This is a genomic window from Mycobacterium sp., assembly GCF_032162605.1.
In the GTDB taxonomy this organism is placed as follows: Bacteria; Actinomycetota; Actinomycetes; order Mycobacteriales; family Mycobacteriaceae; genus Mycobacterium.
The window spans coordinates 1-14,770 of sequence record NZ_JAVROT010000166.1; the positions used below are offsets into that span (position 1 = coordinate 1).

At 66.8% G+C, this 14,770-nt stretch carries 14 protein-coding genes; 7 read left to right on the top strand and 7 right to left on the bottom strand.

All coding sequences use genetic code 11. The features are described from left to right. A partial coding sequence (locus tag QOI01_RS10080; protein ID WP_526380438.1) for an MCE family protein occupies nucleotides 1-1,018 on the top strand: 1,018 nt, incomplete at its 5' end. A 33-nt stretch (nucleotides 1,019-1,051) separates the two neighbouring features. Then, nucleotides 1,052-1,474 (top strand): PPOX class F420-dependent oxidoreductase, encoded by a 423-nt coding sequence (locus tag QOI01_RS10085; protein WP_526380440.1) that lies wholly within the window; start codon nucleotides 1,052-1,054, stop codon nucleotides 1,472-1,474. On the opposite strand, the gene QOI01_RS10090 is transcribed toward QOI01_RS10085, so the two are convergent. The 5 genes from QOI01_RS10090 to QOI01_RS10110 are packed head-to-tail and all read right to left on the bottom strand — an operon-like array spanning nucleotide 1,441 to nucleotide 7,758. Continuing rightward, nucleotides 1,441-2,085 (bottom strand): Rv0804 family intramembrane glutamic endopeptidase, encoded by a 645-nt coding sequence (locus QOI01_RS10090; protein ID WP_526380442.1) that lies wholly within the window; start codon nucleotides 2,083-2,085, stop codon nucleotides 1,441-1,443. The two genes, QOI01_RS10085 and QOI01_RS10090, sit on opposite strands and share 34 nt — an antisense overlap. Next, nucleotides 2,085-3,848: an alpha/beta hydrolase gene (locus QOI01_RS10095; protein ID WP_526380444.1), complete on the bottom strand. Its 1,764-nt coding sequence runs from the start codon at nucleotides 3,846-3,848 to the stop codon at nucleotides 2,085-2,087. The genes QOI01_RS10090 and QOI01_RS10095 overlap by 1 nt, the downstream gene beginning before the upstream one ends. Then, nucleotides 3,845-6,127 (bottom strand): phosphoribosylformylglycinamidine synthase subunit PurL, encoded by a 2,283-nt coding sequence (gene purL, locus QOI01_RS10100; RefSeq protein ID WP_526380462.1) that lies wholly within the window; start codon nucleotides 6,125-6,127, stop codon nucleotides 3,845-3,847. The genes QOI01_RS10095 and purL overlap by 4 nt, the downstream gene beginning before the upstream one ends. A gap of 33 nt (nucleotides 6,128-6,160) precedes the next feature. Next, the gene (locus QOI01_RS10105; RefSeq protein ID WP_526380446.1) at nucleotides 6,161-7,363 is read right to left on the bottom strand and encodes a cation:proton antiporter; all 1,203 of its coding nucleotides are present in this window, start codon (nucleotides 7,361-7,363) and stop codon (nucleotides 6,161-6,163) included. 44 nt (nucleotides 7,364-7,407) lie between these two features. Continuing rightward, the gene (locus QOI01_RS10110) at nucleotides 7,408-7,758 is read right to left on the bottom strand and encodes a VOC family protein (protein WP_526380447.1); all 351 of its coding nucleotides are present in this window, start codon (nucleotides 7,756-7,758) and stop codon (nucleotides 7,408-7,410) included. A gap of 385 nt (nucleotides 7,759-8,143) precedes the next feature. Between QOI01_RS10110 and QOI01_RS10115 the strand changes: the two genes are divergently transcribed. Then, a complete protein-coding gene (locus QOI01_RS10115; RefSeq protein ID WP_526380449.1) occupies nucleotides 8,144-8,572 on the top strand; it encodes a cupin domain-containing protein in 429 nt (142 codons plus the stop codon). Between the two features lie 350 nt (nucleotides 8,573-8,922). Further along, nucleotides 8,923-10,077 (top strand): extracellular solute-binding protein, encoded by a 1,155-nt coding sequence (locus tag QOI01_RS10120; protein WP_526380451.1) that lies wholly within the window; start codon nucleotides 8,923-8,925, stop codon nucleotides 10,075-10,077. A gap of 89 nt (nucleotides 10,078-10,166) precedes the next feature. Here QOI01_RS10120 and QOI01_RS10125 read toward each other — a convergent pair whose 3' ends face one another. Beyond that, a complete protein-coding gene (locus QOI01_RS10125) occupies nucleotides 10,167-11,549 on the bottom strand; it encodes a M18 family aminopeptidase (RefSeq protein ID WP_526380453.1) in 1,383 nt (460 codons plus the stop codon). Nucleotides 11,550-11,600: 51 nt separating this feature from the next. On the opposite strand from QOI01_RS10125, the gene QOI01_RS10130 reads away from it, so the two are divergent. From QOI01_RS10130 to QOI01_RS10140, 3 genes are all read left to right on the top strand, one after another. After that, on the top strand, nucleotides 11,601-12,623 hold the full coding sequence (locus QOI01_RS10130; RefSeq protein WP_526380455.1) for a Dyp-type peroxidase: 1,023 nt from the start codon (nucleotides 11,601-11,603) through the stop codon (nucleotides 12,621-12,623). Next, nucleotides 12,620-13,417: a family 1 encapsulin nanocompartment shell protein gene (locus QOI01_RS10135; RefSeq protein WP_526380457.1), complete on the top strand. Its 798-nt coding sequence runs from the start codon at nucleotides 12,620-12,622 to the stop codon at nucleotides 13,415-13,417. Before QOI01_RS10130 ends, QOI01_RS10135 begins: the two co-directional genes overlap by 4 nt. A 159-nt stretch (nucleotides 13,418-13,576) precedes the next feature. After that, nucleotides 13,577-14,329 carry an SDR family NAD(P)-dependent oxidoreductase gene (locus QOI01_RS10140; RefSeq protein ID WP_526380459.1) on the top strand — a complete coding sequence of 251 codons (753 nt, stop codon included), beginning with the start codon at nucleotides 13,577-13,579 and terminating at the stop codon, nucleotides 14,327-14,329. 19 nt (nucleotides 14,330-14,348) lie between these two features. Here QOI01_RS10140 and QOI01_RS10145 read toward each other — a convergent pair. Continuing rightward, on the bottom strand, nucleotides 14,349-14,770 hold a 422-nt coding region (locus tag QOI01_RS10145), incomplete at its 5' end, for a phosphoribosylformylglycinamidine synthase subunit PurQ (protein WP_526380460.1).

The window sequence follows — 14,770 nt, forward strand, 5'->3', positions numbered from 1 at the left end:
AGTCGAGATCGGCAGGGTCACGCGCATCGGGACCACCGAGTTCGGTGGTGCCGAACAGGCGAGGATCAGCATCGACGTCGACGACCGGTACCTGGCGTCGATTCCGTCGAACGTCGTCGCCGACGTCAAGGCCAGCACCGTCTTCGGCAACAAGTACGTGTCGTTCAGCTCACCGGAAAACCCCTCGCCGCAACCCATTTCACGCGGCGACGAGATCCGGGTCAGGTCAGTGACGACGGAGTTCAACACCTTGTTCGAGACGGTCACGTCCATCGCCGCCAAGGTCGACCCGATCAAGCTGAATCAGACTTTGACGGCGACCGCGCAGGCGTTGACCGGGCTCGGCAGCAGGTTCGGCGAATCGCTCGACGACGCCAACGTGATCCTCGACGACCTCAATCCTCTGATGCCCCGCATCCGTCGGGACGTCGCGGGCACCGCCGATCTCGCGGACGTCTACGCAGGCGCCTCGCAGAATCTCTTCGACGGCCTGGCCGCGGCGGTGACGACGGCCCGCACGCTCAACGCCCAGAGCCGCGACGTCGACGCCGCCCTGATGGCCGCGGTCGGATTCGCCAATACCACCGCAGACCTGCTCGAGCGTGCCGGACCCTACCTGGTCCGCAGCGCCGCCGATCTGGTGCCGACGACGAGCCTGCTTGACGAGTACCGCGACATGATCTTCTGCACCCTGCGCAACTATCACGACGTCGGGCCGAGGATCGCCGCCTCCCTCGGCGGTGACAACGGTTACTCGCTGTCGGCATACGGAGCGCTGATGGGCGCCGGAAACCCGTACATCTACCCAGACAACCTGCCGCGTGTCAATGCCCACGGCGGTCCCGAAGGGCGGCCCGGGTGCTGGCAGAAGGTCACCTACGACCTGTGGCCGCACCCGTATCTGGTGATGGACACCGGTTACAGCATCGCCCCGTACAACCACCTCGAGATCGGCCAGCCAGTGGTCGTCGATCACGTGTGGGGGCGCCAGATCGGGGAGTACACGATCAACCCTTGACGTCAACCTCCGTTGAGGTCCTAGGTTCGGTTCATGACTTTCAGACCGCACGAGATCGAATACCTGCGCGGTGCCGAACTGGGCCGGTTGGCGACCGCTCAGCCCGACGGCACGCTACAGGCCAGCCCCGTCGGATTCACCTACAACGAGAAGCTGGGCACCATCGACATCGCGGGGTACCGCATGTCGAAGAGTCAGAAGTTCCGCAACGTCGCCGCCAATCCGAGGGTGGCGTTCGTGGTGGATGACATCGTCTCGAGAGACCCTTGGCGGGTGCGGTGTCTGGAGATCCGCGGCATCGCAGTGCAGGCTGACGCGCAGCCCGCGACAGGAGCTGCAGGCGACGAACTCGACCGCGCCATCATCCGGATCACCCCGCGCAAGATCATCGGCTTCGGCATCGACGACACCGACACCGAACCTCACCTGCTCGAGATGGACAGTCGCGAGGTCTGATTCTTGACGAGCAGCGCGGCCACGGCGCCTGCCTCGTTGATCGCGAGATGCGCGAGCATGGGTGCGACGAGGCTGCCCGCGCGGTCGTGCAGCCACCCGAGCGCCCAGCCTGCCACCCCGGTGACGAGCACCGTCCCGCCGACGGACTCACCGGCTCCCCTGGCGTCCGCGACGTGCGACAGCCCGAAGGCAGTCGCCTGCAGCACCCGGCCCAGCCGGGGGCCGAACGCCTGCGCCGCAACGGTTCCCAGCGCACCTCGGAAGGCAGCCTCCTCCGACCAGACCGTGCCGATCGGGATGCGGATCAGAAGCCAGACGGATGCAGGTCGCGGCAACTCGCGCTCGCACATGGCGTGCCGGACGGGCGGCAGGGCCGTCGACGACCCCACGGCGGCGGCCACCGCTCCGACGACCGCGAAGCCCAGTCGCACGCCGCGCCAGAGGGCAGGTGGTCGCAACCCGAGCGGCGCCTCGGCCGACGAGACGAGCACGCCGCCGAGCGCCGCCTGGATGGGCACCAGCCAGCGGACGGGGAGTCTGGGCGCCACCAGCCCGCTCCATCCGATCAGCGCGGCTGCCAGGATCAGCGCCCGGATCCCGTTGCGCGGCACTAGTACTCGTTCCCCGCGTTCTGCACCGCCGCGCGCACGCGTCGGGTGTCGGCGTCGGTCCAGCCGTCCGGCGCAATGACGGCGACCCAGCCGTCGAGCATGGAGTCGCCGTAGTTGTGGCCGTGCCCGGCGGGCACGCTGGAGGCATTGGTCATGTCGGCGCTGACCTGCCAGAAGCTGATGATCGGATACCAGCGCATCGATGTCGTGCGGTCCGCGCCCGCCGGTTCGACGAGCCAGTCCGGCCGGGAGAAGACGAGATTCGGCGACCACCAGACGATCGGGTCCGAGGCGTGCTGCAGGAACAGGACCCGGGTGCCCTGCCACTCCGGCTTGGCAACGTCGGCGATGTCCTCACGGCCGGTCGCTTGCGAGAATCGCACCGTGCGTCCGTTGTCATAGCGCGGATCGACCTCGGACGTGCCGGGGTCGCGCCGCTGCACCAACCCGCTCCACAGTGAGCTCTCGTGGGGCGGGCCCACCCAGAGCACCGCGGAGAAGTCCATCCTCGCGATGTCGGGCAGCCACGGGAACGCGCCCTGGCCGGCCAGCGAACCGAGGCTCTCCCCGTACAACACCAGCCTGGGCCGGTGCTCCGGTGGGAGCCTCGACCAACGGTCGTGGACGGCGTCGATGAGCAGGCGGCCCGATACCTTTGACTTCTCCCGGTCACCGAGGAACGAGATCCAGCTGGGCAGATACGAATACTGCAGGCCGACGAGCGCGGTGTCCCCGTTGTACATGGTCTCGATCGACCTGGCGGCGACCGGGTTTATCCACCCCGTACCGGTGGTGGGGACGATGACGAGGAGCTTGCGGTCGAAGGCACCGGTACGTACGAGTTCCCGGATGATGACGTCCACCCTGGCCTGGTCGGTGTCGGCAGTCTGCAACCCCGCATAGACGCGAATCGGCTCCTTCGCGGGGCGGCCGTTGAGTTTGGCGAGTTCGTCGAGGTGCGGGCCGGTTCCGACGAAGTTGCGGCCCTGGAATCCCAGCGTGTCCCAGGAGGCGAGCGACGTTGGGCTGCCGGACTTCTCGGGTCGGACGGGCTTGGAGACGCCATCGCGGGTGGTCGTGTTCTGCGGCTGGAACACGCGGCTGGCACCGACCAGGAAACCGCGGTACAGCACGCCGTTGACGAGGGTGACCACCAGCACGACGACGATCGCCGTTCCGATGAACATGGCGACCTCCTGGTGAAGGTGCCAGCGTCGGATGAAGACTCTCGCAAGCAGTTTGACCGCGTCGATGAGCACCCGCGATGCGCCGACGCACGCTCCGCCGACCAGCACGGCGACGATGAGCGTCCGCAGGTACCCCAGGGTCGTGGGTCCCTCGATGCCCATCTCCGCCGATACCTGCCGCTGCCAGGCGGCCGCGGGCATCAGCATCGATACGCAGACGATGATCGACACGACGACGATGCCGACCTTCACCGCGTTCAACGTCTTCTTGGGTGGCGGCCACCACTGTCGATGATGTAGGGCGAAGCGGTGGAAGCCCTTTGCCACGACGACGCCGATGGCGTAGCCGATCGACGCGTTGATGCCGCCGATCAACCCTTGGAAGAGCCAATCGCGTGGCAGCAGCGAAGCCGTCAACGACAGGCAGAAGAAAACGGTGGCGACGGCGACGCCGACGAAGTCGAGCCGGACCAGGCTCCACGCCCAGACCACTAACGGATGGCGCTGGGTAGGCTGGCGGCGTTCTGGGGCGTCGGCGAGGGATTCGCCGCTAACGGTTCGGGTCTCCGCCTTCACCCGAACAGCCCGGGCAGCACGCCCTCCGACGTGCGGCGCAATTCGTCGATCGTCACGGTGAACTGGCCCTGGACCTCTACGGAATCGCTGCCTTCGTCGACCACCCCGATGCGCTCGGCGGGCAGACCACGCGCTTCGCACATGGCACGGAAGCGGCTCTCCTCGGTGCGCGGCACGGCGACCAGCACCCGGCCGGCAGATTCGGAGAAGAGGAACGTGAACGGGGCCGTGCCCTCTTGGAACCTTTCGGGAAGGATGATGCGACAACCGGTTTCGCCGGCCATCGCGGCTTCCACGACGGCTTGAACGAGCCCGCCCTCGGAGAGATCGTGCGCAGCGGAGATGAGCCCGTCGCGCGACGCGGACGTCAGGACGTCGGCGAGCAGCTGCTCGCGCGCCAGGTCGACCTTGGGCGGCAGGCCACCGAGGTGGTCGGCGGTGACCTGCGCCCAGATCGAACCGTCGAACTCGTCGCGGGTGTCACCCAGGAGGATCAGCGTCTCGCCGGGCTCGGTGCCGAAGGCTGTGGGGACACGTCGCCTCACATCTTCCAAGACGCCGAGCACACCGACCACCGGCGTCGGCAGGATCGCGGTGGTGCCGGTCTGGTTGTAGAAGCTCACGTTGCCCCCGGTGACCGGGATGCCCAGTGCCGCACAACCATCGGCGAGGCCACGCACGGCCTGGGAGAACTGCCACATCACGCCGGGATCCTCGGGGGAGCCGAAGTTGAGACAGTTGGTGACCGCGACGGGCGTGGCGCCCGTGACCGCGACGTTGCGGTAGGCCTCGGCCAGCGCCAGCTGTGCACCGGTGTACGGGTCGAGGAACGTGTAGCGGCCGGACGCGTCGGTGGACACGGCGACGCCGCGGCCGGTGGCCTCGTCGATGCGCAGCACGCCGCCGTCGGCGTGTTCGGCCAGCACCGTGTTGCCACGGACGTAGCGGTCGTACTGTTCGGTGATGTACGCACGGCTGCACAGATGCGGACTACCAAGCAGCGCAAGCAGAGTCGCGCGCAACTCGTCGCCGGTCGAGGGCCGCGGCAGCGATGCCGACGTGTCGGCGTTCAGGGCGTCCTGCGTGTCGGGCCTGGCGACGGGGCGCTCGTAGACGGGGCCCTCGTGCGCGACGGTGCGCGGCGGTACGTCGACGACCGTGTCGCCGTTCCAGGTGATCTGCAGGCGATCGCCGTCGGTGACCTCACCGATGACGGTCGCCAGCACCTCCCACTTGCGGCACACGGCCATGAACGCATCGACGTTCTCGGGCGCCACGACGGCGCACATGCGTTCCTGCGACTCGCTGGACAGCACCTCCGCGGGGGTCATGAACTTGGCCCGCAGCGGCACCTTGTCGAGCTCGATGGACATGCCGCCGTCACCCGCCGACGCGAGTTCTGAAGTGGCGCAGGACAATCCGGCTCCGCCCAGATCCTGGATGCCGATCACCAGGCCCGCCGCGTACAGCTCGAGACAGCACTCGATGAGCACCTTCTCCATGAACGGGTCACCGACCTGGACCGATGGCAGCTTCTTGCGGCCGGATCCGGACTCGTCGCCGCCGAACGTCTCCGACGCGAGCACCGAGACGCCGCCGATGCCGTCGAGTCCGGTGCGAGCGCCGAACAGGATGATCTTGTTGCCGCTGCCGGACGCGAAGGCCAGGTGCAGGTCCTCCTTGCGGAGCACGCCGATGCACATCGCATTGACCAGCGGGTTGCCCGCGTAGGAGGCGTCGAAGACCGTCTCGCCGCCGATGTTGGGCAACCCCAGGGAGTTTCCGTACCCGCCGACGCCGCGGACGACGCCGTCGAGCACGCGTCGGGTGTCTGGCGCATCGGCGGCGCCGAAGCGCAACTGGTCCATGACGGCCACCGGGCGGGCGCCCATGGCCATGATGTCTCGGACGATGCCACCGACGCCGGTCGCGGCGCCCTGATACGGCTCGACGTAGGAGGGGTGATTGTGCGACTCGACCTTGAACGTCACCGCCCAGCCGTCACCGATGTCGACGACGCCCGCGTTCTCGCCGATGCCCGCGAGCATCGAGGACCGCATCTCGTCGGTCGTGGTCTCGCCGAAATAGCGCAGATGCACCTTCGAGGACTTGTAGGAGCAGTGCTCGCTCCACATCACCGAGTACATCGCGAGCTCGGCGTCGGTCGGTCGACGTCCGAGGATGCCGCGGATCCGCTGGTACTCGTCGTCCTTGAGGCCGAGTTCATGGAAGGGTTGCGGCTGGTCGGGGGTAGTAGATGCTTGCTCGACGGTGTCCACTTCGTGGGATAACCCGGATGTCACTCGGCCATTCTATTGGCTTGGGCCCGGTGAAACGCGCGAGCGGCCGCCGGAGCGCCGATGCCGTGGATCAGCACACTGCCCAGCACGGTCACGACCATGGTGAGCAGGACCGCATGCTCGTCCCCACCGTCGAGCACATTGAATGCCACCAGGCCGAAGACGATCGACGCGGCCCCGCGGACCGAGCCAGCCCAGCATCAGCCGTTCCGGCCAGGAGAACTTCGACCCAAGCATCGCCGCGGCGACCGGCAGCATCCGCACCAGCGTCAACGCCAGCAGGCAGAACACCACCACACCGACCGTCAGGCCGGCTCGCCAGTAGGCGATCAACACGAGGCCGCCGAAGACGAACCACATCGCCGCCGTCAGCAGAAAGCTGAGGTCATCGAGCAGTTCCAGCTCGCGCTCGACGTCCCGAGAGTGCCGGAAGTAGTGATAGGCGATACCGCACACGAAGGCCGCGATGAAACCGTTGCCGTGCACTCCGAGGCTCAGCGTGTACGCCAGGGCAGGTGCGGCGACCACGATGATGCGTTTCGACTGTTCGGTCATCAGGCCGTGCCGCTCGGCCACGTTGGCGGCCAGGGCCAGGCCCGCACCAACCACCAGCCCGAGGACCAGCCCCTTGAGCGAGTGTGGGACCGCCGCGCCCAGGGCGACCAGCGGGGTGTCGGCAGGCTCGTGATCGCCGCCGGCGAGCGCCAACGCAAAGATGAAGATCGGTGAGATGATGCCGTCGTTGTAGCCGGCCTCGGCGTTGAGCAGATCGCGGACCCGGCCGGGGATCCGCCCGTCGCGCACGATCGATGGGGCCGGGGAGAAGTCGATCAGCACCACGATGCAGGCAATGACGAGCAGGGTCCCCCACGAGGTGCTGGGTAGCAGCCAGAAGCCAAGCAGCACCGACAGTCCCAGGCTCAGCGGCAGGGCGATGAAGAGTAGCCGCATGGTCGAGCGCGGCTGACCACCGAACAGGCCCCCGCGCACGGCGGTCGCGTCGACGAAGAGCAGCACCGCCAGGATGATCTCGGCGATGTGCTCGGCGATTTCAGAATTGAGGGTGTCGGCCAGCGAGCCGTGCGTCGTGTACTCGACTGCCGCGCCGGCGACCACCAGGAAGAGCGGTGAAGTGATGCGCCACCGTTCCAGCCGCCGGGCCGAGAGGGCCCACCCCGCCAAGACGACCGAGACCGCGATCAGCGACAGCAACACCGGCGTGATCTTGCCACGTCCACCGGCATTTTCAGGGCGACGGATCAGCTCCCGGCAGCGACGCAGAAAGCGTTGCCGGCGGGGTCGGCGAGCACCACCCAGTGGAAGTCGTCGCCGAAGCTGTGCCTGGCGGTCTCGCGGGCGCCCAGTTTCAGCAGCCGCTGCACCTCCGACTCAATGTCGGCGGCGCTGAAGTCGACATGCACCCGGTTCTTGCCCGGCGTCGGGTCGGGCACTCTCTGGAACCCCAGCTGAGGCCCGTCGGACCGGCTGACGAGAACGAATTCCCCCGGCACCACGGCTTTGACCTGTCCGTCGACCGCCTGTGCCCACCACTGGGCCAGCGTGTCGGGATCGGCGCAATCGAACGTGATCGTCTCCACGGCAAGAGGCATGCCGCAGACCCTATCTCAGGCCGGTGGCAGAAACGCCTGCAACGCAGCCGAATACGCGCGCACGTCGTCGGCGCCCATCAGTTCACGCGGCCATCGGGCCGACCCGACTTGAGACGACCAGCGACCCAGTGCGGCCTTGGCTCGAGACGTCGCCCGCGGACGGGCCTCGCGGTGGATCACCAACGCATTAATTCTCCGCCGCAAACCTTGACCACCAAAACCACCACGCCTAGCATTTGTATCCAATATCTTCGATCTGTAAGACAAAATTTAGCTGTTGCTTACATGGAGAGAGGATTCGGCCGCCGAACGCTCGATTACGCCGGCACCAGGGGTTTCGCGAATGCAACGTTGCGCTACTTACAGGCTTGAGAACGGAGTCACGATGGAAGAAGAAGCTTCTGTGTCGCGGACGGCACCGGTTCAATTCGAATATGGCGGTACACCGCCGCCCTTCAACGCGCCGAAGAAGCACTTTCGGCTTTGCCGGACGCCGCTGCTTGACGCGGACATCCAAGTCCTGGGGAAAAAGGGAGCGAACAACCTCCACAGCCATAGCGGGAACGACGGCTTCTGGTTCGTCCTCGAGGGACGAGCGAGGTTCTACGACCAGAACGACAACGTGATCGCGGATCTGGGCCCCTTGCAGGGCGTCTGCATCGAGCACGATACGCCGTACTGGTTTGAGAGCGCCGGCGAAAACCTCTTGGAGATACTGCACGTCGGCGCGTCCGACCCTCGCATGAAGGATCAGCGTGTCGACCACCGGCCGCGTCGAATCAAGGGCGGACTGCCCGTTGGTACCGATGGCTGAAGCCCGTCTCGATCGACTCAGCCCACTGGGTGGAGCCGCAGGCTCCCGGCGGCGACTCCAATTAGTTAGAAGAGCTCGACCGGCATTCGCCGCCGGCTCAGAAAGGTTGCATTCAAAGACCGCTCTCAATGATTTATTCGACAAGCCATTGTCAGCGTGCCTGATTGCGCATCGTGGCGGTCGGAGAATACCCGTGCGACGGTGCCAATCCAGGCACGCATGAAACGACGTGTTCGGCATCGACACGAACTGGGACGAGTTGCCATCGCTTGCCAACGTCGTCTGATTGACCACCGCCTTTCTCGGGTCCCCGTCCAGCCCTTTCATACGCAAGATCAGGAGACAGACCGATGACGTCCTTCCATCACACCCCACGACGGGGATTACTCGCCGCTCTGGTGGCGGCTGCGCTCGTCTTGGCGGCATGTTCCGCGCCGGGTGGCGGGTCCGAGTCCTCGGCTTCGGACACGGCGGCCAGTGGCGACAAGTGCGCCGGCAGCAACGCCGTGGCCCTGCAGGACAAGCTGAAGGGACTTTCCCCCACCGATCGTGAGAAGACCCTGCTCGCGCAGGCCAAGCAGACCAATGACGGCACGATCAACCTGTATGGGGAAGTCAACGACCCAACGATCCTCACCGATCCGTTCGAAAAGAAGTACGACGGCCTGCACGTCAGCGTCTACCGGGCGGGCAGTGAGCAGATCCGTGAGCGGGTGCTGCAGGAATCCCAGGCGAACTTCGCCGGCGCCGACATCATCGAGCTTGACTCCCTGGAAATGGCCATCCTGGATCAGAACAAGCTGCTGATCCCCGCCGCCTCGCCGTTCCTGGACGGCGTGACCGCCAGTGCGAAGTTCGACAACTTCACCGGCGACCGGCTCAGCTACATCCTCCCCGCGTGGAACACCACGATCATCCCGGCCGACCAGGCACCAAAAACGTTCGAGGACCTCAAGGATCCGCGCTTCAAGGGCAAACTCGCCATGGAGGGCAGCGACGTGTTCTGGTTCGCCTCACTGGTGAACTACTTCCAGACCAAGGGCATGACCAAGGACCAGGCCGTGCAGCTGTTCAAGGACATTGCGGCCAACTCCGCGATCACCGACGGCCACACCTCAACCGCCGACCTGGTCGTGGCGGGCCAATACGGCATCGTTGCCGACAACTATCTGTCCCGCACCCGCGAACTCCAGGCCAAGGGTGCGCCGCTGGAGTTCAAACCGGTCAACGTGCCGGTGGTCGCCGAGGTGACGGGCATCGCGGTGACGTGCAGCTCGGCCAACCCCGCCGGCGCGCTGCTGCTGGAGGACTTCATCCTCGGGCCGCAAGGTCAGCAGGCGTTCGTCGACGACAGCCGCACCCCGAGCAACGAAGCGATGGCTGCGAAAAGCTTTGGAGGCATCAGCATCGATCCGATCAAGAGCGATGTCGAGGCGATCTCCAAGCAGTACTCGGACTGGTCCGACCTGTGGCAGAGCGTCATCCATAGCGGAGGCAAGGGGTAACTCAGAGCCGCGCCCGCGGCCGTGCTGGCGGAGCCGATCAGCCACTCGCCCAACAGATCTGAGTCAGCCGCGACTCCTCGCCGTCGACGTCAGCCCGGTGACAGAAACGCCTGCAACGCCGCGGCGTACGCGTGCACGTCGGCAGCACCCATCAGTTCGCGGGCCGAGTGCATCGCGAGCTGGGCGGCGCCGACGTCGACCGTCGGGATGCCCGTGCGTGCTGCGGTCATCGGTCCGATCGTGGAGCCGCACGGCAGGTCGGCACGGTGTTCATACCGCTGTAGCGGCACCCCGGCCTTGGCGCAGGCCAGCGCGAAGGCCGCGGCGGTGCGGCCGTCGGTGGCGTACCGCAGATTCGGCTGCACCTTGAGCACCGGGCCCGCGTTGACCTCGATGAAGTGGCTGGGCTCGTGCCGCTCGGGATAGTTGGGGTGGGTCGCGTGCGCCATGTCCCCCGAGGCCACCATCGAGCCGGACAGGCGGCGCAGGAAGTCCTCCCGCGTGCCCCCGCTGGTCAGAGTGATGCGTTCCAGCACCGTGGGGAGCAGGTCGGACTGCGCGCCGTGGTCCGACGTCGATCCGACCTCCTCGTGGTCGAACAGCGCCAGCACGGGCACGTATCCCCCTGGCTCGGCGGCGAGGAACGCCTCCAGCCCGGCGTAACACGTGCCCTGGTTGTCCAGCCGCGGTGCGCTGACCAGGTCGCGGTCGGCGCCGACGAGCGTCGACCCCGTCAGGTCATGCGTCATCAGGTCGGCCGCCAGGACGGCCCTCGGGTCCACGCCCGCGCGCTCGGCCACGAAGTCGACGAATGACCTGGCTCGGTCTCCGGCGCCCCAGACGGCGTTGACGTGGCGCTGCGGATCCAGTGCCACGCCCTTGCGGTCGTCGGAGAGGTGGATCGCCAGTTGTGGCACCCGCAGGATCGGATCGTCGATGCGGACGAGCACGTCCTCGACGGTGTCAAACCCCCGGTCGCTGCGCTCCTGCCCGCCGGTGTCCGTCCCCCGGTCGCTGCGCTCTCCCCCGCGAGCGGGGGGACCCCCAGCGCCGGACGTGCCCGCCTTCAGCGACAACCGCCCGCTGACGCCCAGGTCGCGATCCAGCCACGAGTTCAGCCAGGCGCCGCCGTACGGCTCGAGCGCGACGACCTGCCATCCGGCGACGAGCCGATCGGGATGCTGCTTGACCCGCAGGTTGGGGCTGTCGGTGTGTCCGCCGACGATGCGGAACGGCGCGCCTGCGGCGGGTGACCTCCATGCCACCAGCGAACCGGCCCGCAACGTGAAGTAGCCGGGGCCCTCGGAGCTGGCCGGCCACGCGTCACCCTCCGACAGTTCGGCGAAGCCCGCGACGCGCAACCGCCCCGCCACCGTCGCACAGACGTGGAACGGCGAGGGCGAGGCGTCGATGAATTCGCAGAGGCCCTCGGCGGAGGCGTTCAGGGAAGGGCTGGGCTTTCCTGAGATCATGTAGTCCATCCTTACCGGATAACCCGCTGGAAGTGGCGATAGGGTCTGATCGTGACTCGTCGTCCGCAGTCGATTCTCACTCCGCTCACGCCGGCAGCGATCTTCCTAGTGGTCACCATCGACGATGGCGGCGAGGAGACGGTTCACGACGCCTTCGCCGATCTCTCGGGTCTGGTGCGCGCGGTCGGATTCCGCAATCCCGCAGCGCATCTGAGCCTCGTCACGGGCATCGGCTCCGCCGCCTGGGACCGGCTGTTCGCGGGCCCGCGGCCCGCGGACCTGCACCCGTTCCCCGAACTCGTGGGGTCACACCACGTCGCCCCGGCCACCGAAGGCGATCTGCTGTTCCACATCCGCGGCGAGTCCATGGACGTCTGCTTCGAGCTCGGCGGCCGCGTGCTGGCCTCGATGACGGGTGCGGTCGGCGTCGTCGACGAGGTGCACGGCTTCCGGTTCTTCGAGCAGCGCGACCTGCTCGGCTTCGTCGACGGCACTGAGAACCCCGATGGACCCGAGGCCGTCGAGGCCGTCCAGATCGGCGCCGAGGATCCCGACTTCGCGGGCGCGAGCTACGTCCACATCCAGAAGTACACCCACGACATGGCCGCATGGAACGCCCTGAGCGTCGACGAGCAGGAGCTGGTGATCGGGCGCACCAAGTTGGAGGACATCGAGATGGACGACGCGGTCAAGCCGGCCAACTCGCATCTTGCGCTCAACGTCATCACCGACGAGGACGGCAACGAGCTCCAGATCGTCAGGGCCAACATGCCGTTCGGCACGCTGGGCAACGGCGAATCCGGCACGTACTACATCGCCTATGCGGCCGACCCCGGCGTCACCGAGCGGATGCTGCGGAACATGTTCATCGGCGATCCGCCTGGCAACACCGATCGCATTCTCGACTTTTCGACCGCGGTGACCGGCACCATGTTCTTCGTGCCCACCGCGGACTTCCTCGACGACCCGCCAGCACTACCCGATGGCGACACCGAAGCTGCTCCGGCTCCGGCCTCGATCTCCCGCTCCAATGGCTTCCTGTCGATCGGCAGTTTGAAAGGACAACCCCAATGAACAATCTCTACCGCGAACTGGCACCGATCACAGAAGAGGCCTGGGGCGAGATCGAACAAGAGGCGACCCGTACGTTCAAGCGCCACATCGCCGGACGGCGCGTGGTCGACGTCAGCGAGCCGAGTGGTCCCACGACGGCGGCCATCAGCACCGGCCACCTCGCGGACGTGGCCGCGCCCGGTGAGGGCGTCGTAGCCCACCTGCGGGAGAGCAAGCCTCTGGTGCGGCTGCGGGTGCCGTTCACCATCGCGCGGACTGAAATCGACGACGTGGAGCGCGGCTCGCAGGATTCCGACTGGGATCCGGTCAAGGAGGCCGCCAAGCATCTGGCGTTCGCCGAGGACCGGGCGATCTTCGAGGGTTACACGGCGGCGGAGATCGACGGCATCCGCAAGTGCAGTTCCAATCCGGGGCTGGCCCTGCCCGAGGATTCTCGCGAGATCCCCGACGTGATCTCCCAAGCGCTGTCGGAGCTGCGGCTGGCCGGCGTGGACGGGCCCTATTCGGTGCTGTTGTCCGCCGACGTCTACACCCAGGTCAGCGAAACGACCGCGGGTGGCTATCCCATCCGCGAGCATCTCAACCGGCTGGTAGACGGCGACATCATCTGGGCGCCTGCCATCGACGGTGCGTTCGTGCTGTCCACCCGCGGCGGCGACTTCGACCTGCAGCTGGGCACCGACGTGTCGATCGGCTATCTGTCCCACGATGCCGAGAACGTGCAGCTTTACCTGCAGGAGACGCTGACGTTCCTTTGCTACACCGCAGAGGCCTCGGTCGCCCTCACCCGCTAGCTCCTGGCGCGAGCGAGCGTGTCTGTACGCAACACGCCGGAGCCTTTTGGCACACTGTGCACGCTCGTTGCGCCGTTCGGCGTTATGGAATAAACGGTCGGCAATGGGGCTTGTGGTGTGTGGCTACACCACAACTTCAACGCCCAGGAGGCGGGTCCCATGACCAACAACTCTCTGACCGGAAAGACTGCACTAGTAACCGGTGCCACAGCAGGCATCGGCTACGCGGTAGCCATCCAGCTGGCCGCGGAAGGCGCCGAGGTCGTCGTGCACGGCCGTAACGCCGAGCGCGGCGCGAAGACGGTTCAGGACATCGAAAATGCCGGTGGCAAGGCACGTTTCGTCGCCGCTGACGTATCGAACGCCGACGACGTGCGTCGCCTGGCCGACGAGGCGGGCAACGTCGACATCCTGGTCAACAATGCGGGCATCTATCGCTTCGCACCCACCTTCAACACCACTGACGCCGACTTCGACGACCAGATCAACACGAACCTGCGCGCGCCCTACGTGCTGGTGCAGAAGCTGGTCCCCGGAATGATCGAGCGTGGTGGCGGTTCGGTGATCAACGTGACGACCGTGGCGGCGAGCACGCCTGCCGCAGGCGCCGGCATCTACGGCGCCAGCAAGGCGGCCCTCGAACTGCTGACGAAGCTGTGGGCCGACGAGTTCGGCACTCAGGGCGTGCGGGTCAACGCCGTCGCCCCCGGGCCGACGCAGACGCAGGGCACCGCAGCATTCGAGTCAGACCTCATCGAGGGTCTGGGCCGCACCACGGCGCTGGGCCGCACGGCCGAGGCCGACGAGATCGCCAACGTCGTGACGTTCGTCGCCTCCCCGGCCGCGAGCTACGTCAACGGCGCGATCCTGACCGTCGGTGGTGGCGCGCAGGCCATCAAGCCCGCCGCCTAACTCCGCGAGCGCGTTGGAACTAAGCCGCGAGCACCGCGTCCAGCGCCGAATAGAACAGCCCCAGTCCATCGTCGGACGGGCCGGTCAGCGCCTCGGTCGCGTGCTCGGGATGCGGCATCAACCCGACCACGCGGCCGTTGGCCGAACTGATTCCGGCGATGTTCCGCAGCGAGCCGTTCGGGTTCTCGCGGTAGCGGAAGACGACACGGCCCTCGCCCTCGAGCTCGTCGAGAACGGCGTCGGACGCGACGAATCGCCCCTCGCCCGACTTCAACGGCACCAGCAGGTCGGCGCCACTCTCGTAGCGTGTGGTCCACGCCGACGACGTCGACGCCACCTCAAGCCATACGTCACGGCACACGAAGTGCAGACCGGCGTTACGGGTCAACGCACCCGGCAACAGGCCCGCTTCGCACAGAACTTGAAAGCCGTTGCATATCC